General features: G+C 63.8%; 16 protein-coding genes. 10 read left to right on the top strand and 6 right to left on the bottom strand.

Annotated features, from left to right (window positions below):
* The first annotated feature begins 6 nt into the window (after positions 1-6).
* From Q4F19_RS12690 to Q4F19_RS12675, 4 genes are all read left to right on the top strand, one after another.
* Positions 7-483 carry a MarR family winged helix-turn-helix transcriptional regulator gene (locus Q4F19_RS12690; protein WP_303543105.1) on the top strand — a complete coding sequence of 159 codons (477 nt, stop codon included), beginning with the start codon at positions 7-9 and terminating at the stop codon, positions 481-483.
* Between the two features lie 123 nt (positions 484-606).
* Positions 607-3,327, top strand: coding sequence for a TonB-dependent receptor plug domain-containing protein (locus Q4F19_RS12685; protein WP_303543104.1), 2,721 nt, complete (start codon positions 607-609; stop codon positions 3,325-3,327).
* Complete coding sequence (locus Q4F19_RS12680; protein ID WP_303543103.1) at positions 3,327-5,072, top strand: CocE/NonD family hydrolase; 1,746 nt, start codon at positions 3,327-3,329, stop codon at positions 5,070-5,072. Before Q4F19_RS12685 ends, Q4F19_RS12680 begins: the two co-directional genes overlap by 1 nt.
* A gap of 14 nt (positions 5,073-5,086) precedes the next feature.
* Complete coding sequence (locus Q4F19_RS12675; RefSeq protein ID WP_303543102.1) at positions 5,087-6,058, top strand: alpha/beta hydrolase; 972 nt, start codon at positions 5,087-5,089, stop codon at positions 6,056-6,058.
* Between the two features lie 161 nt (positions 6,059-6,219).
* Here the strand turns inward: Q4F19_RS12675 and Q4F19_RS12670 are convergent, their stop codons facing one another.
* The 3 genes from Q4F19_RS12670 to Q4F19_RS12660 form a co-directional block, all read right to left on the bottom strand.
* Positions 6,220-6,438 (bottom strand): hypothetical protein, encoded by a 219-nt coding sequence (locus Q4F19_RS12670; protein WP_303543100.1) that lies wholly within the window; start codon positions 6,436-6,438, stop codon positions 6,220-6,222.
* Positions 6,439-6,694: 256 nt separating this feature from the next.
* On the bottom strand, positions 6,695-7,864 hold the full coding sequence (pobA, locus tag Q4F19_RS12665; RefSeq protein ID WP_303543098.1) for a 4-hydroxybenzoate 3-monooxygenase: 1,170 nt from the start codon (positions 7,862-7,864) through the stop codon (positions 6,695-6,697).
* 183 nt (positions 7,865-8,047) lie between these two features.
* On the bottom strand, positions 8,048-8,230 hold the full coding sequence (locus tag Q4F19_RS12660; protein ID WP_303543096.1) for a hypothetical protein: 183 nt from the start codon (positions 8,228-8,230) through the stop codon (positions 8,048-8,050).
* Positions 8,231-8,405: 175 nt separating this feature from the next.
* Between Q4F19_RS12660 and Q4F19_RS12655 the strand changes: the two genes are divergently transcribed.
* Both Q4F19_RS12655 and Q4F19_RS12650 read left to right on the top strand, forming a co-directional pair.
* Positions 8,406-9,668: a ParB/RepB/Spo0J family partition protein gene (locus tag Q4F19_RS12655; protein WP_303543093.1), complete on the top strand. Its 1,263-nt coding sequence runs from the start codon at positions 8,406-8,408 to the stop codon at positions 9,666-9,668.
* A 9-nt stretch (positions 9,669-9,677) separates the two neighbouring features.
* Entirely contained in the window at positions 9,678-9,914 is a 237-nt protein-coding gene (locus tag Q4F19_RS12650) for a nuclear transport factor 2 family protein (RefSeq protein ID WP_303543091.1), read from the top strand.
* A 199-nt stretch (positions 9,915-10,113) separates the two neighbouring features.
* On the opposite strand, the gene Q4F19_RS12645 is transcribed toward Q4F19_RS12650, so the two are convergent.
* Positions 10,114-10,689: a DNA-3-methyladenine glycosylase I gene (locus tag Q4F19_RS12645; protein WP_303543396.1), complete on the bottom strand. Its 576-nt coding sequence runs from the start codon at positions 10,687-10,689 to the stop codon at positions 10,114-10,116.
* Between the two features lie 86 nt (positions 10,690-10,775).
* The gene (locus Q4F19_RS12640) at positions 10,776-11,426 is read right to left on the bottom strand and encodes a TetR/AcrR family transcriptional regulator (RefSeq protein ID WP_303543089.1); all 651 of its coding nucleotides are present in this window, start codon (positions 11,424-11,426) and stop codon (positions 10,776-10,778) included.
* Between the two features lie 89 nt (positions 11,427-11,515).
* Between Q4F19_RS12640 and Q4F19_RS12635 the strand changes: the two genes are divergently transcribed.
* The 3 genes from Q4F19_RS12635 to Q4F19_RS12625 all read left to right on the top strand — a co-directional run bounded on the left by Q4F19_RS12635 (position 11,516) and on the right by Q4F19_RS12625 (position 13,640).
* Positions 11,516-12,256 carry an SDR family NAD(P)-dependent oxidoreductase gene (locus Q4F19_RS12635; RefSeq protein WP_303543087.1) on the top strand — a complete coding sequence of 247 codons (741 nt, stop codon included), beginning with the start codon at positions 11,516-11,518 and terminating at the stop codon, positions 12,254-12,256.
* A gap of 165 nt (positions 12,257-12,421) precedes the next feature.
* On the top strand, positions 12,422-12,904 hold the full coding sequence (locus tag Q4F19_RS12630; RefSeq protein WP_303543085.1) for a nuclear transport factor 2 family protein: 483 nt from the start codon (positions 12,422-12,424) through the stop codon (positions 12,902-12,904).
* On the top strand, positions 12,888-13,640 hold the full coding sequence (locus Q4F19_RS12625; protein WP_303543084.1) for an SDR family oxidoreductase: 753 nt from the start codon (positions 12,888-12,890) through the stop codon (positions 13,638-13,640). Before Q4F19_RS12630 ends, Q4F19_RS12625 begins: the two co-directional genes overlap by 17 nt.
* A gap of 690 nt (positions 13,641-14,330) precedes the next feature.
* On the opposite strand, the gene Q4F19_RS12620 is transcribed toward Q4F19_RS12625, so the two are convergent.
* A complete protein-coding gene (locus Q4F19_RS12620) occupies positions 14,331-14,660 on the bottom strand; it encodes a hypothetical protein (protein WP_303543082.1) in 330 nt (109 codons plus the stop codon).
* A gap of 318 nt (positions 14,661-14,978) precedes the next feature.
* Here Q4F19_RS12620 and Q4F19_RS12615 point away from each other — a divergent pair, with 318 nt between their 5' ends.
* Positions 14,979-15,209 carry a hypothetical protein gene (locus tag Q4F19_RS12615; RefSeq protein ID WP_303543080.1) on the top strand — a complete coding sequence of 77 codons (231 nt, stop codon included), beginning with the start codon at positions 14,979-14,981 and terminating at the stop codon, positions 15,207-15,209.
* Positions 15,210-15,387 lie beyond the last annotated feature (178 nt).

The raw sequence follows: 15,387 nt of genomic DNA, 5'->3' as shown, positions 1-15,387 counted from the left end.
GTGCCGGTGAATGACGCGGAAACTGCCGGTACCGCGCGCGACTCGCTCCAGTTGGGGCGGCTCGGCGATCTCGTCGGCTTCCGGCTGCGGCGAATCCAGACGCACTTCGGACGCGATTTCGGCACCGCTATGGTGGGGCAAGGGCTGCGTTCGGGCATGATGTCGACGCTGGCGCTAATCAGTGCGAACCCCGGGATCTCGCAGTCCGAAGCGGCGAAGGCGGTGCTGCTCGACAAGTCGGCGGCGGTGCTGATCGTCAACGAGCTCGAGCGTCGCGGCTTCGCGCGCCGCGTGCCGGCCGAAGGCGATCGGCGGCGGCACGCCTTGTTCACGACTCCGGAAGGCGAGGCGTTCCTGACAATGCTGCTCGATCACCTGTCGGTGATCGAAGATCGTGTGCTTAGCCGTCTGACGGGCGAGGAATTGCGCGTACTCAATCGGCTGTTGGATCGGATGTACGAGATCTGCCTCGCTCTCGAGTAGTTATGCCGCATCGCAAAAACGGTTGACAGTCACCACGATCTAGATCCAGATTGACGATGCCGAGGCGCAAAGCCCGGTGCATGGCGAGAGCAAAAGCTCCGCCCGATCGGGAGGATGATAAGGATGGCTCAGCAGCGTTTCCGCATGTCGGTTTCGGTTCTGGCGCTTGCGCTTGGGGCCGCGGGTGCCCCTGTCTTTTCGCAGACCACGCCGCCGCCGGCCGAGACGCCGATCGCCGGGGACGCGCCCGCAGCCGGGCCGACGCAGGTCACGCAGGCCGAAGACATCATCGTGACAGGCAGCCGTCTTCGCGGCGCAGCCCCGGTCGGCTCGTCGGTGATCTCGCTCGGCCGCAACGACGTCGTCGCCTCGGGCGCGGTCACCACCGATCGCCTGATCCGCCAGATCCCGCAGGTCTTCGATCTCGGCGTTTCGGAAAATTCGCGCGGCCAATCGGGCGGCAACGGCAACATCACCTATGGCAACAGCGTCAACCTGCGCGGCATCGGCCCCTATGCGACGCTGATCCTCGTCGACGGCCACCGCGCCGTCAACAACAGCCGCGCCTTCGACCCCTCCGCGATCCCGACGCTCGGGCTGGAGCGGGTCGAGGTGGTCGCCGACGGCGCGTCCGCCATCTACGGCTCGGACGCTGTGGCGGGCGTGGTCAATCTCATCCCGCGCCGTACGCTCGACGGCGGCGAGATGTCGGCGCGCGCGGGCATTTCCGACAGCGGCGACTTCACCGAATATCAGACGGGCCTGGCGCTCGGTAAGGTGTGGAGCACCGGTCAGTTCATGGTCGCGGGCGAATGGGTCCGCCGGTCGAACCTGAGCGGCGACGACCGGACCTTCTTCCGATCGAACCAGACCGGATCGGGTGGCCGCGACTATCGCGTCAACCGCTGCAATCCGGGGACGATCACCGCGAACGGCATCAACTATGCCATTCCTACGGCGGGCGTAACCCAAGCGACTGCGGGCTCGCTCGTCGCGGGCACGACCAATTTGTGCGATGACGTGATCGGCCAGGACCTGTTCCCGAAACAGGAATATATCTCGTCCAACTTCACCTTCACGCAGGAGGTGAACGACTGGCTGACGGTGTTCGCCGACGGCTTCTACACAAGGCGCAAATTCTCGCGTCTTCCCGCGTCCGCCTCGGCGACGCTGACCGTGCCGCAGACCAACGCTTTCTTCGTCCGCCCGGCGGGCTTTACCGGCACGAGTTATACGCTCGGCTACAATTTCCTGCGCGATCTGCCGCTCAACGTGAATCCGGGACGGGCGCGCAATTGGGAGGTGACGCCGGGCGTGCGCATCAAACTGCCGCAGAACTGGCAGCTGGAGGGCATCTTCACCTACGGGCGCGGCAACGACCAGTCGAACAGCTATCGCGGGCTCAACAACGCCGCGCTGAACGCGGCGCTTGCCAGCAACAATCCGGCGACGGCGTTCGATCCCTATGGCCTCGGCCGCACCAGCGCCGCGACGTTGGCGGCGATCAGCAATTTCGTCTCCTTCTCGCCGACGCTCAACCAGTTCAACGGCTATGAGGCGCGGCTCAACGGCACGTTGCTCAGCCTGCCCGGCGGCGATGTTAAACTGGCAGCGGGCTATGAAGGACAGAAGATCCAGACGGACCTCGGCAATGGCCGGGGCGCAGTCGGCACGCCCGTCGTCTTCCGCCGTTTCCATCGCGAAGTGAATTCCGGCTATGCCGAACTGCTCGTGCCGATCTTCGGCTCCGGCAACGCGATACCGGGCTTCCAGCGGCTCGAGATCGACGCCGCCGTCCGCTACGACAAATATAGCGATGTCGGTAAGACGACCAACCCGAAGTTCGGCGTCAACTGGTCGCCGGTGCGCGGCTTCACGCTGCGCGGCAGCTACGGCACATCGTTCCGCGCGCCCCTGATCACGCAGATCTACGGCAATTCGAACAATCTGTTCGTACAGACCTACCAGAACCCGGCGGGCGCGCCGATCATCGGCGTGGCCTTGTCGGGTGCGAACCTCGGCCTTGCGCCTGAAGAGGCGACGACCTGGTCCACGGGCGCGGATTGGGACGTGACGTCGCGGCTTCGCCTCAGCGCGACCTACTTCAACGTCAAATATAGCAACCAGGTCGACACCTATTTGTCCGATCTCGCGATCCTGTCGCGCGAGGCGCAGTTTGCGGGCACGAACATCATCCTACGGGGTACGGCGGCGCGCGATCGCGTGCTGGAGTTGCTGGCGCAGGGCATCACGCTTTCGTCGGGTGCCTTTCCGGGTGGATCGCCGAACAACGTGACGTTGTTCGTGGACGGGCGGAACCAGAATCTCGGCGTGTCCTATACCGAAGGCCTCGATTTCACGGCCAATTGGCGCGTGCCGACGCAGACTGCCGGCACCTTCACGCTCAATGCGAACGCGACCTATTTGACCCGGTTCGAGGCGGCGATCTCGCCCAACGGCACGCTCATCGATCGCAAGAACACGATCTTCTTCCCGTTGAAGTTCAAGGCGCGCGGCAGCGTTACCTGGGATTACAAGGACGTGCGCATGCAGCTGACCGCGACGCATGTCGGCGGTTACACCAACAACGCCGTGACCCCGGTGGAGTCGGTGAAGAGCTATACGCCGATCGACTTCAGCGTCGGCTGGACGATCGACGGCGACGGATCGAAGCGCTTCACGGGCGGCAAGCTCGTGGTCGGCTTCGAGGTGCGCAACCTCTTCGACATCGACCCGCCTTATGTGAACATCGCGCCCTCGGGTAACGGCAGCGGCGGCTATGACGCGACTGCGGCCAACCCGGTTGGGCGGATGCTGGCGGTGAGCGTTCGGAAGACCTGGTGATGCGCCGACTGCTGGTTGCGCTGGCGCTGGCCTTCGCGGGCGTGTCGGCGGCGCGCGCCGAGCCAGTCTCGTCCGCGCCGCCACCGGCCACGACATCCGCGCCATCCTTCGGGCATTATGCGCCGCTGGAAGCCTTTCCCGAGATCGTCTCGCACAGCCTCTATCTGCCGATGCGCGACGGGGTGAAGATCGCGCTGCGCATCGACCGGCCGGCGCGCGGCGGGAAGGCGGCGGACGGTCGCTTTCCGGTGATCTGGCACGGCGCGCTCAATATCGCGCCGGATCCGACGCGCCGAGGCACCGAGCCGGGGCTGCGCGACCTGCCGAACCTCGCCAAATATGGCTATGTCGTCGTGCAGATCGCGCGGCGCGGCAACGGCCAGTCGTTCGGCGAGCGGCGCGGCTATCACGATCGCAACGAGGCGCAGGACGCGTACGAGATCACGCAGTGGCTGGCCGCGCAGCCCTGGTCGGACGGCAAGGTCGGCATCTATGGCTGCTCAAATACGGGCGACGCGGCGATGCACGCGATCACGGTGCGGCCGCCCGCGCTGAAGGCGGTCTTCGCGGGCTGCTTCTCGTGGCACAAATATGATCCGTTCCGGCGCGGCGGCATCTTCGCGCAATGGGGGACGGGGCCGTCGCGGACGATCGCGCAGGACATGGATACGGTCCCGGTCGAGGGCGATGCGGACAAAACGATGCTGCGCCAGGCGGCGGAGGAGCATCAGCGCTCCACCAACCTGCTCGAGATGTGGAAGCAGCTGCCCTATCGCGACAGCTTCTCGTCGCTGGTCGCCAGCCGCTTCTGGCAGGAAGGCAGCGCCGCCGATTATGCCGACCAGATCCGGCGGTCGGGCGTGGCGCTCTACATTCTCGGCGGCTGGTATGACGAGTTGCGCGACCAGGGGCTGATCGCGCGGATGAACGTGCCCGACGCGCGCATCCTGATCGGCCCGTGGCAGCATTGCACGAACGACGACTTTCCGCTGTTCGAGGAGGTCCACCGCTTCTTCGATGCCGAGCTGAAGGGCATCGACACCGGCTTCACAAGCGAGCCGCCGATCCATTATTTCACGATCGGGGCGCCCGCCGCGACGGCGTGGCGGACGACCACGAGCTGGCCGCTGGCCGGCACGCGGACCGAGCGGCGCTTCTTCGGGGCGGGGACGCTCGGGGAACGGGCCGGCAGCGCCAAGCCCGCCAGCTTTGCGGTCAACTATGACGTGCATTGCCCGACCGAGAATGACGGGCCGTTCGCCCAGCCGTGCCACAATGCGGGCGCGGGCGTCAGCTTTGCCGACAAGGTGCTCGGCGCGAACAAGGAAGTCACCGGGCATCCGGTCGCCACCGTCTGGATGGCCGCCGACGCGCGCGATGCGGATGTGTTCGCCTATCTCGAGGATGTCGCGCTGGACGGGACGGTCGTGGTCGTCACCGAGGGGCGGCTCAAGGCGTCGCTGCGCGCGACGACGACCGCGCCGTGGGCGATGCCGACGGGTGTGCCGTGGCATCGCGCCTTCGCCGAGGATGCCGCGCCGCTCACCCCCGGCGAGCCGGTCAAGCTGGACATCGACCTGATGCCAACCTCGTACATCTTCAAGGCGGGGCATCGCGTCCAGCTGACGATCACCGGCGCGGATCCCCGCCAGCGGGCGCGGGATCCGGGGCTGGCCAAGACGATCAGCGTCTATGCGGACGCCGCCCACCCCTCGGCGGTCGACCTGCCCGTCATCCCTCGTTGAAAGGCACTGTGACGATGAAGAGGATGCTGTTCTCCATTCTGGCGGGTGTCGGGCTCGTCGCCGTCGCTCAGGCGCAGGATGTGCCGCCCCCCGCCCCCGCGCTGCCGCCGGGCGTGATCGGATCGCCGGGCGGCAGCGGTGCGTATCCGGCGGTGGCCGAGGTGCCGGCCTCGCTGGACGATCACACCATCTATCGTCCGCAGGCGCTGCCCAGGGCCAAGATGCCGATTGTACTCTGGGGCAATGGCGCGTGCCGGGACAACGGCCTCGCTTATGCGGGCTTCCTGCGCGAGGTCGCGTCGCACGGCTACCTCGTCGTCGCTGCCGGCCATGCGCGGCGCGAGGAACCGTTGCGCCCCGCGCCGGCCTTCTCGACCACGCCTACGCCGCCCGCCGGCGCACCGGGCGTCGTCCCGCCGCGGCAGCTGCCCGACGAGACGCAGGCGTCGCAGATCGTGCAGGGGCTGGATTGGGCGCTGGCGGAGAATGGCCGCAAGCTGAGCGCTTTCTATGGGCGCCTCGATCCGCAGGCGGTCGCGGTGATGGGGCATAGCTGCGGCGGGCTGCAGGCGATCGCCGTCGCCGCCGATCCGCGCGTGAGGACGAGCATGGTGCTCAGCAGCGGCGTCTATAATCGCGGCACCAGTTCGGGCCGGAGCCAGATCTCGGTGACGAAGGCGCAGCTCGCCGACATTCACGGGCCCGTCGCCTATGTGAATGGCGGGCCGGCGGACATCGCCTACGAAAATGCCAAGGACGATTTCGATCGGATCACCGCCGTGCCGGCGCTCTTCGCGTGGCTGCCGGTAGGGCATGGCGGCACGTTCTATACGGCGCCGCACGGCGGCGAATATGGCGTGGTCGTGGTCAACTGGCTCGATTGGCAATTGAAGCGTGACAGCCGAGCCGGAGCGATGTTCGCAGGCGCCGAGTGCGGACTTTGCCGGCGTTCACACTGGACAGTTGAGCGCAAGGGAATTTTCTGAGTCCGCGGCGAGCGATCGATACGCGTGAAAGGCTGCGTTCCGCGATTTATTGCGTCGCCTCAAGGCCCGTTCTCGAGGATGTCTGAGGATCCGGAGGCTGACCTCCGGTCCGTGAGGCCTACGACGATGAGCAGGCCGTCGGCTAGCAAGGGTTGGTACGGTCACGCGAGAAGCGTGACACGCAATGATGCGCCGATCTCAAACAGCGGCGTGGACAGTCCGGCCCTGATGAGTATCTGGCTTGCGCCGATCATGCTGGAGGCGGTGCCGGCGACACCCGGCTCTGCGCACAGTCCGGTGGCGAGCATGATCGGAGTAGCGATGCCGCTGCCGATGAGCATTACCGGCCCCACGAGGCCCAAATCGTACAGCCCGGCCATACGGAAGTCCCGGTCAGGCGCGACGCCGCCGTTAGGAGGCAGGCGTGGATAGTGGAACAACCGCTCCCGGCCGGCGCGGCTACATCCCGCGCAGGAACAGTGTGCCCGCGACGATCACCGGCGCGACCGCAAAGCACAGCCCACTTTTTGGCGGGCTCAGATGATAGATGCTGATCAGGAGGACAGCGAGCTTGCGAGAGGCAAGTAGAAAGCGGCGCGTGAGCGAGGGCTTCGCTACTCGCACCTCATACGCCTGTCAGAGTGGCAACCCGACATAATTTTCCGCAATCGCCGTCTGCATGGCTCTAGACGAAGCGACATAGGACAGTTCAGCAACCTGCATCGCCCGACCGAATTCGTCGGTGTCTGGAAAGCGGTGCATGAGCGACGTGAGCGACCAGCTAAAGCGCTCCGCTTTCCAGACGCGAGCGAGCGCCTTTTCGGAATAACCCTCAATACCGGCAACATCATTCTTGCAGAACCATCGGATCAGCGCGTCGGAAAGATAGGCCACATCAGAGGCGGCGAGGTTCAGGCCCTTAGCGCCCGTCGGCGGAACTATGTGCGCCGCGTCACCGGCGAGGAACAGGCTGCCATAACGCATCGGCTCAAACACGAACGAACGCAGCGGCGCGATCGATTTCTCGATCGAGGGGCCGCGCGTCATGTGCCCCGCTGCCTCCGGCCCGAGGCGGATGGCCAACTCGTCCCAGATCCGCTCGTCGGGCCAATCCTCGATATTCTCGCCGACGGGCACCTGGACATAATAGCGGCTGCGCGTTGCTGAACGCATCGAGGCGAGCGCGAACCCCCGCTCGTGATTGGCGTAAATCAGCTCGTGATTGCACGGCGGCACGTCCGCCAGAATGCCTAGCCAACCGAATGGATAGACGCGCTCATAAGTCTTACCGATGTCCGCCGGCACCGCTTTGCGCGACGGCCCGTGGAAGCCATCACAGCCGGCGATGAAGCGAGCATCGATGCGCTGCTCCACGCCATCTTTAGTGAAGGTTACGTAAGGGGTGTCACTCTCAAGATCGTGGGCCGCGACGTCGCCGGCTTCGTAGATGATCTCCAGCCCGCGTCTGGGCGCGGCTTCCATCAAGTCTCGCGTGAGTTCGGTCTGGCCATAAACGATCACTTGTTGACCGGTCAGCCCGGCAACATCGATCCGGATCAAGCGATCACCGTCGGCAAGGTTGAAGCCGTCATGCGGAAGCCCCTCCGCTCTCAGCCGCGTATCGAGCCCAAGCCGAGTCATGAGGTCGGTGGTGACACGCTCTAGGACGCCGGCGCGAATGCGGGACAGAACATAATCGGGCGACTGACGCTCAAGCGCGATCGTATCGATGCCCGCGGCGCGCAAGAGATGGCCGAGCAGCAGTCCAGCAGGCCCGGCGCCGATGATGCAGACCGACGTCTTCATTACACCGCGTCCACGTTGGTGAGGCTCGGGGCATCGAGCGCGACAATGCCTTGTTCCTTCGGATAGACAATCACCGGATGACGGCGCTGATTACGGGGTTCAGAGGCTGGAATAGCGCACCTGATGCCGAATGCGTCGACACGTTTTCGGCCAGCGTCGTCACGATAGTCCCCTCAATTATTGTTATGAGAAATAACCAAACGGACGCGCCGAAGCAAGGCCCTCAGCAGCGTGATCGGCTTTCTTATTTGCCGGGTGGCTGCTCCCAGGTTTCGATCCGCGGATCAGCCCGATCAACGTCTCCCGTTCCGCGATGGCGAAATCGGTGAGAAGCTGATCTTCATGTTCGAACAGCCGGATGGTCACGCCCTCGGTGCCCGCTTGCGACTGGAACGACGCGCTTCGGCTGAGCCCGCTGTCGCTCGCGCCGGAGCCGAAATAGCGCGCTCGGCCGTCGCGAGCGGCACAAGGCGGGGAGGGAAGGGGGCGGGGATGGGCGCCGCGGTCTGATGGTCAGTCCGCGAGCAATCGGAGCTTTTCCATGACTCAACTTCCTATCCTGGTCCCAGCCTCCAAGCTGGCGCCGTCGCCTTCCAATGTTCGCACATCGTCCGATCCCACAGCCGACGCCCAGCTCGAGGCGAACATCGCCGAGCGCGGCATCATCCAGAATCTGGTTGGCCTGCCCGTCTCGCGCAAAAAGGGGCATTACCGGATCACGGCGGGCGGACGGCGGCTGGGCTGCGTCCATCGCCTGATCGAAGCCGGCACATTAGCGCCCGATTATCCGGTGCCCGTTTTGGTCTTGGCCGATGCCAATGATGCGATCGAGATCAGCCTTTCGGAGAATTTCTTCCGTCTCGCGCTGAATCCTGCAGACGCCTGCCGGGCGTTCCAGGATATCATCCAGACCGAAGGCAAGTCGCCCGCCGATGTCGCCAAGCGCTTCGGCCTGACCGAGCGCTTCGTCTTGGGGCGGCTGCGCCTCGCCTCGCTCGCGAACCCGATCTTCGAGGCGCTCGCCGGGGGAAACATCACGCTGGATGTGGCGAGCGCCTATGTCTCGACCTCCGACGTCGAGCGCCAGGCGGTGATCTACGCGCAACTGCACGAGACCTATTATAGCGACAATGTCGGCGAGATACGCCGCCGGCTCGCTTCGTACAGCTATCGCGCGAACGATCCCCGTGCGCTGCTCGTCGGCCGCGACGTCTATCTGGCGGCCGGCGGCCGGGTCGACTCCGACCTGTTCACGGACGTGGACACGGAGGCGTGGCTCGACACGCAACTCGTCGATCGCCTCGTGGAGGAGCGTCTGGACGATGCTGCCGCGCAGGTCCGCGAGCGCGACGGGTTCGCCGAGGTTCGTGTCGTCAGCGCGACGCACGTGCCCTATGCCGAGACCTACGACCTTCAGCCGCTACGCGGCGAGTTGCCGCCGCTTACGCCCGAGCAAGAACTTCGCCAGAGCGAGATCGAGCAGACGATCGATGCGATCGAAGCAGCCGCCGGCGGCCACAGTCTGTCGGACGAGGAGGAAGCCCGACTCGAGGCGCTCGAGGAAGAACTGGGCGCACTCGTCGACCGGACGCCGATCCTGTCCGAAGACCAGCGGACCGGGGCAGTGGCCTTTGTCGTGATCGGGCAGGATGGCACGCCGCGCGTCCATGAAGAGCTGTTCGTGGTGCCGCCGGCCGAGGTGGTCGACGATGCACCGGCAGTCGAGGACGGGGTCCCAGGCCGAAGAGCCGGTGCAGACGACCGAGACCGAGAAGGCCAAGATCAGCCAGCGCCTGGGCGATGAGCTGCGATGATGAAGACCGAGCTGCTCGCGCTTCATGTCGCCCGCAATCCGGCCTTCGCCGCCGATCTCGGCACCTTCCTCATGGTGGAGGCCGCGACGGCTGTCGTCACAGGCGTCGATCATATCGGCGGCACAGCCTTCGGGCACTATGGCGAGATGTATTTGCGCTTCACGGACGTATTGGTCAGAAGAGATGGTCGCTGGCAGTTGGTGGTGCAGCAGGCGACTTCGACCTCGGGTTTCTGAGCGACTTTATTCCACCTTTCGACGCGGTACGGGCGTATCGATGTCAGACCAGAATGCGGACGTCAGACCGAGGTGAACTGTTGGCGAACGTTGGCGCGGCGCGGAGTGCTCGGAAGGGTCTGGTTCCGGGCCGCGGTCGTCTCAAAGCCGTCGCGCTCGAAGCGTCAAAAGACGCGCTTCGATTGAGCAATCGTACCGATCACCGAATATCACACGGCTCTTCACCGACCTCACTCGTCCGAAAGCAGTTGTGCTCATGATCATTGGTAATGCCGACCGCCTGCATCCACGCGTAGACTATTGTTGGTCCAACGAACTTAAAGCCGCGGGCCTTTAGCGCTTTGGAGATGGCAGCCGACAGGGCAGTCTGCGTCGTAGCGACGTCACCTTTGATCGGGCTGCCGTCGACGAACGACCAGCAATAGTCGCTGAAATCTTCGCCCTGCGCCTGCATCCCCAGGAAGATCTGCGCGCCGCGAATCGTCGCCTCGATCTTCGCGCGGGCGCGCACGATGCCCGGATCGGCCATCAGCCTTTCCACGTCCTTCGCATCGAAAGCCGCCACTTTCTGTGGGTTGAAGCCAGCAAACGCCGCACGGAACCCCTCTCGCTTGCGAAGAATGATCTCCCAGGAGAGCCCTGCCTGGAAGCCCTCGAGCATCAGGGTTTCCCACAGCATGCGCGGATCACGCTCGGGCACGCCCCATTCAGTATCGTGATAACGCTGCATCAAGGCGTTGGACTGGGCCCATCGGCACCGTTGCCTGCTATCGATGGGGAGTGCCTCGCGTTGGGTCAACAGTGGTCCTCCATCATCGCTGCTATCACCGGCGACCGTCGGCGGGATCCCGCGCCGCCCGCCTAGGCAAATTCCGCATCCAAAGCTCGGCCCGCCGTCCGAGAGCAATCGACCAGCTTTTTCTGCGTGTATCCGAGACGCGCATAGGAAGAGAGCCCGCGGAGGTTGAGGAGGACATAGTCGGCTATCCGCTCCACGTCCTTCCTAGCGGCATACTGGGCTACATAGGAGCGGATCACGTCGCTACCGGTCTTTGCGAGACTAGCAGCGAGCGCGCGCGCCTGTTGATCGTCCGCCTGCATGGCCTCGGTGACCATGCAGCCGAGCTGTTCGGGATCGCGTGTGTAGTGCCGTGCGGCTGCCACCATGAGTTCGGTCAGCGCTTCCGCAGGTGGTCGACCCGGCCGGAGATGCTTCTCCAGCGGTAGCGTGTTGTTCGCGCAATAGGATTGGAGCACCCGCTCGAACAGACCGAGCTTGCTTCCGTAGGCCGCGTAGAGGCTGGGCGGCACGATCCCGAGCGCCTGCGTGAGATCCGCGATCCCGACCGCGTCGTAACCGCTTGCATGAAAGAGCCTACGCGCGATCTCGACGCCGTTCTCGCGGTCGAAGGCAGGCCTGCGCTGGCGCACGGACGTCGTCAAAATGCGGGATTCTTCACACGTCAGCATATAGCGATTCCTACAACGGTCCTCAAGGAAAGACCGACGCATGTAGCGATCGATATATATATTTCTTGCGCCACTGTCCGATGTGATTATAGCGATCACTATAACGAATCAGCCGTTTGAGGAAGCTCGCTATGTCGTTCGCAGGGAAGATCGCCGTCGTTACCGGCGGCACGTCGGGGATCGGTCTTGCGATCGCCCAGGAACTCATCTCGCAGGGCGCCAAGGTGGTCATCACCGGTCGCAACCAACAGAAGCTCGACGCCGCCGTCGCCACTTTGGGCGAAGCCGCCGAGGGTGTCCGGGCCGAGACGGAGAGGCTCGCCGACCTGGATCGCCTCTACGAGCATGTGAAGACCGCGCATGGGCGCCTCGATCTGCTGGTTGCCAATGCGGGTGCCGGCGAGATCGTGCCGCTCGCCGACATCACCGAGGGGCATTTCGGCCGGGCTTTCGACGTCAATGTGAAAGGCGTGACCTTCACGGTGCAGAAGGGGCTCAAGCTGATGGGGGAGGGCGGCGCGGTTGTCGTGATCGGCTCTACGGCGTCTTTCCGGCCGGAGCCGGGCATGAGCGTGTATGGCGGCACCAAGGCCGCGCTGCGGGCGATGGTGCGTGGCTGGGTGCTCGACATCAAGGGATCCGGCGTCCGCATCAATCTGGTGAGCCCAGGGCCGACCGATACCGAATCTCTGCGCTCCTTCTTCGGCGAGCAGGCCGAGCAGGCGCTGGCCTATCTCAACGGCCGCAGCACCATTGGCCGCATCGGCCAGCCCAAGGAGATCGCCCGCGCGGTGGCGTTCCTCGGCAGCGACGCCGCCAGCTACGTCAACGGCACCGAACTGTTCGTCGACGGGGGCGCGTCGCAGGTCTGAGCGACCGCCCATCATCCGCTTCGCAATCTTCAGAGCTGCCGTGATCGCGCTCGTCCCCCGCGATCATAGCCAGGCGTGCCGTCGGTCTTCCCCCGGGGCCGGCGGCACCGATGGCGTCACCGACAGCGAATTTCACACTCAGACTCCCGAGAAGGAAGGAATGCCATGTCTACCGATTCAATCGCTCCGAGCGCCATCGATCGGCTCATCATCGAAGGCGAGGTCCGTCGGTTGCTCGCCACCTATGCTCAAAATTTGGACTACGGGAAGGTGGATGCGAATGCCGATATCCTGGCGAACGCCCGGTTCAAGGTCGCCGACACGATCGTCGAGGGACGCGATGGTATTGCCCACTTCCTGAAGACGAACCTCCAATATCACGTCGACGACACCCCGCGGACCTGGCACTCCGTCTCGAACGTCTTGATAGACGTCCACTCCGCGACGGCTGCCAGTTCGATCTGCTACTTCACCGTCCACCAAGAGCTGCCGGGTCTACCGCTGCAGCCGATCGTGACCGGCCGCTACATCGACAGCTTCGAGCAGCATGACGGAGCATGGCGCTTCTCGTCGCGCGAGGTCGAAGGTCGCCTGTTCGGGGACGTGAGCAGGCACGTTGCCGCTCCGGCCGATGCTGTCGCAGCGTGAGGCCGTCATGACAGACAATCGACAGGCGCTGGTGACCGGCGCAAACAAGGGCATCGGGCTCGCCATCGCCAAGGGCCTCGCCCAGGCAGGTCTCTCGGTCTGGATGGGTGCGCGCGATCGATCCCGCGGCGAGGAGGCCGTTCGCGCGCTGCGGGATGAAGGTCTTGATGTTCGGTTCGTCGAGCTTGACGTTTCCGACGACGAGAGCGTCCGGCGCGCGGCCGAGACGCTCGGCCGCGAGGTGAAGGCGCTGCACGTCCTGGTGAACAATGCCGGGATCGTGCTCGACCTTCAGATCCCGCCGAGCGAGCTGAGCATGGGCAAGGTAAAAGCCACCTATGAGGTCAACCTTTTTGGTCCGATCCGGGTGACCCAGGCATTCGTCCCGTTGCTGAAGGCCGCGGGCGGCGCGCGCATCGTGATGATGGGCAGCGGCGTTGGTTCGCTGACGCTCATCACCGATCCGACCTCGTTGTTTTCCACCGTGAACCTGCTCGCCTACACGTCGTCGAAAGTCGCGCTAAATGCGGTGACGGTGTCGTTTGCCAAGGAATTCGCGCCCTTCGGGATCAAGGTCAACGCCGTCGAGCCTGGCCACGTGAGAACGGACCTCAACGGCAATTCGGGCTTTTTGACACCGAAAGAAGGTGCCGTGACGGCGATCAGAATGGCTCTGGTTGGCGAGGAGGGTCCTACCGGCGGGTTCTTTGGGAGCCACGGTCCCCAGCCTTGGTAAGACCGGTCGGGTGCTTCGGCCTGGCGGTTGCGTCGTGCGGTAAGCTACGCGCCTATTCGTCAAACGGGGGCGGCCGGCGGCGATCGTGTATCGAGACAGCTGGAAGGGCAGGGTGATCCGACGCGTTTGATCCGACGTAGAGGTCTCGCATTCCAACCGATGGTTGAGGCAAAACCCCGGCGGCTGGGCTCTACGCGTTGGCACAGTCTAGCGATCCCCGCCTCTAAGGGGTGTGACCAAATTCGGGCCTATGGGTAACGAGCGCCCTTGGCGACTAATGTGTAGCAATGTTCTGAAATGTTGTGCACAGACGCATCTAAGTGTTTGTGATTACAATGTTTAGTCTGAGACTCTTAATCAGCGGGTCCTTGGTTCGAGCCCAAGTGCGTCCACCAAAATAAATCAACAAAAACAGATACTTACAAGGCCTTCGGGCGTTGTCGTCGGCTCGCGATTTGGCAGCAGTTTGCGCTGGTAGGAAGCCGGTAGGAAAATGACGAAACTCAGATTCTTGCTGTAGGAGAGCATAACTTTTTGATCGTCAGCTTGACGTTGATCACGCGAGCGAGGCTGATTTCAGCATAGCGGCCCCTTGCGGGTCGCTCGGACCCTGCGGCGGCGGTGGTCGGACGCCGACCACGTTCGGAAATGGGCTGTTTGTCGGCCGCATAGCTGATGAAGGACGGACGCTCAGAACGCTCTTTTCGCTGCCGCTTTAACGCACTGCCCGTGGTCCACTCGTGCCATCCCCCCGAGATCGTATAATTTTGCATTGTCGCGTTCGAACGTCAGATCGATACGACTCACGGTAAAGCTATTGAACGTGACGCGGTCCACGCTGAATGCGGCCGGTACCGTATAGGTTCGATCGATGCCGCCTAGCGTGAATGAATAAGTGGCCGTGTTGTTCGCCTCGTTGAATTGAACGTTCATTGGGGTATCCCCCCGAAGGGTGCAGGTAAGATACGTCGCGGCGCTCTGTGGCGTAGCGGCTTGCAAAAGAACGGCGAACATCAGCATACACGCCCCCGCGTTCGCCCGGCTGGTGCCGGGACGGTTAGTCACGCGCGAACACGGGGTAGCACGCCCCGCATATTTGCCCTTTCGGGCTATTGTATTCTGCGGGCCGCCCGACAGAGCGGACCCGTGTTCCGTGCGTGAATGCACACCTCGCTCCGGTGACTAAGCCATCGCGAGGTGATGAGAGAGTAGGCGGGCGGACCGCCTCAGCGCAAGGCGTAAAAACGCCGGAACTATTGACTTTTCGAAACCAAAAATGTATGGTCGCGACACTCGATCGCGGTCCGCTGATCGATCCCCAAAATCATCGGAAGAGACATGCGCGAGGGCACCCCTCGGTCGCGTGAGGATTGGTTCATCCCACACGAAACGACGATTACGCTACCATCCGGTAGCGAGCTTACTGTTCACGGTATTCCTTACGAGGGGTGGGGAACCGCGCCCGGCCGATACGGCTACTTTATCGACCCGAACCTCGAAGGAGATTTGTTCTCCTATGCGAACTACCGCGAATGGCGGGTGTTCAGTCCAGAGGAACCCGATCTCTAAGCGCAACTCGCCAGCTTGGGCAATTGTCCACATCCGTCGTTGCGCAGTGTCTTTCTCGATCCGATGGGTCGTAGGTCACCCCACCAAATTCGATCCTCATCACCGTGGCGAAGCCACATGTGGCGCAGTGCACACCGTCCGTCGTAGTCTCGTAGCGCCGAATTCCTGCCATGCTTGG

It is taken from the genome of Sphingomonas natans (assembly GCF_030546695.1).
In the GTDB taxonomy this organism is placed as follows: Bacteria; Pseudomonadota; Alphaproteobacteria; order Sphingomonadales; family Sphingomonadaceae; genus Sphingomonas_I; species Sphingomonas_I natans.
This window is presented reverse-complemented; position numbering and strand designations above follow the sequence as displayed.

What these genes read in the sequence shown, in the direction of transcription:
- Q4F19_RS12685 (WP_303543104.1), top strand. Translation starts at nt 607, where the DNA reads ATGGCTCAGCAGCGTTTCCGCATGTCGGTTTCGGTTCTGGCGCTTGCG.
- Q4F19_RS12635 (WP_303543087.1), top strand. Translation starts at nt 11,516, where the DNA reads ATGTCGTTCGCAGGGAAGATCGCCGTCGTTACCGGCGGCACGTCGGGG.
- Q4F19_RS12630 (WP_303543085.1), top strand. Translation starts at nt 12,422, where the DNA reads ATGTCTACCGATTCAATCGCTCCGAGCGCCATCGATCGGCTCATCATC.
- Q4F19_RS12615 (WP_303543080.1), top strand. Translation starts at nt 14,979, where the DNA reads ATGCGCGAGGGCACCCCTCGGTCGCGTGAGGATTGGTTCATCCCACAC.
- pobA (WP_303543098.1), bottom strand. Translation starts at nt 7,864, where the DNA reads ATGAAGACGTCGGTCTGCATCATCGGCGCCGGGCCTGCTGGACTGCTG.
- Q4F19_RS12620 (WP_303543082.1), bottom strand. Translation starts at nt 14,660, where the DNA reads ATGCTGATGTTCGCCGTTCTTTTGCAAGCCGCTACGCCACAGAGCGCC.
- Q4F19_RS12675 (WP_303543102.1), top strand. Translation starts at nt 5,087, where the DNA reads ATGAAGAGGATGCTGTTCTCCATTCTGGCGGGTGTCGGGCTCGTCGCC.
- Q4F19_RS12625 (WP_303543084.1), top strand. Translation starts at nt 12,888, where the DNA reads ATGCTGTCGCAGCGTGAGGCCGTCATGACAGACAATCGACAGGCGCTG.
- Q4F19_RS12680 (WP_303543103.1), top strand. Translation starts at nt 3,327, where the DNA reads ATGCGCCGACTGCTGGTTGCGCTGGCGCTGGCCTTCGCGGGCGTGTCG.
- Q4F19_RS12655 (WP_303543093.1), top strand. Translation starts at nt 8,406, where the DNA reads ATGACTCAACTTCCTATCCTGGTCCCAGCCTCCAAGCTGGCGCCGTCG.
- Q4F19_RS12650 (WP_303543091.1), top strand. Translation starts at nt 9,678, where the DNA reads ATGAAGACCGAGCTGCTCGCGCTTCATGTCGCCCGCAATCCGGCCTTC.
- Q4F19_RS12670 (WP_303543100.1), bottom strand. Translation starts at nt 6,438, where the DNA reads ATGGCCGGGCTGTACGATTTGGGCCTCGTGGGGCCGGTAATGCTCATC.
- Q4F19_RS12640 (WP_303543089.1), bottom strand. Translation starts at nt 11,426, where the DNA reads ATGCGTCGGTCTTTCCTTGAGGACCGTTGTAGGAATCGCTATATGCTG.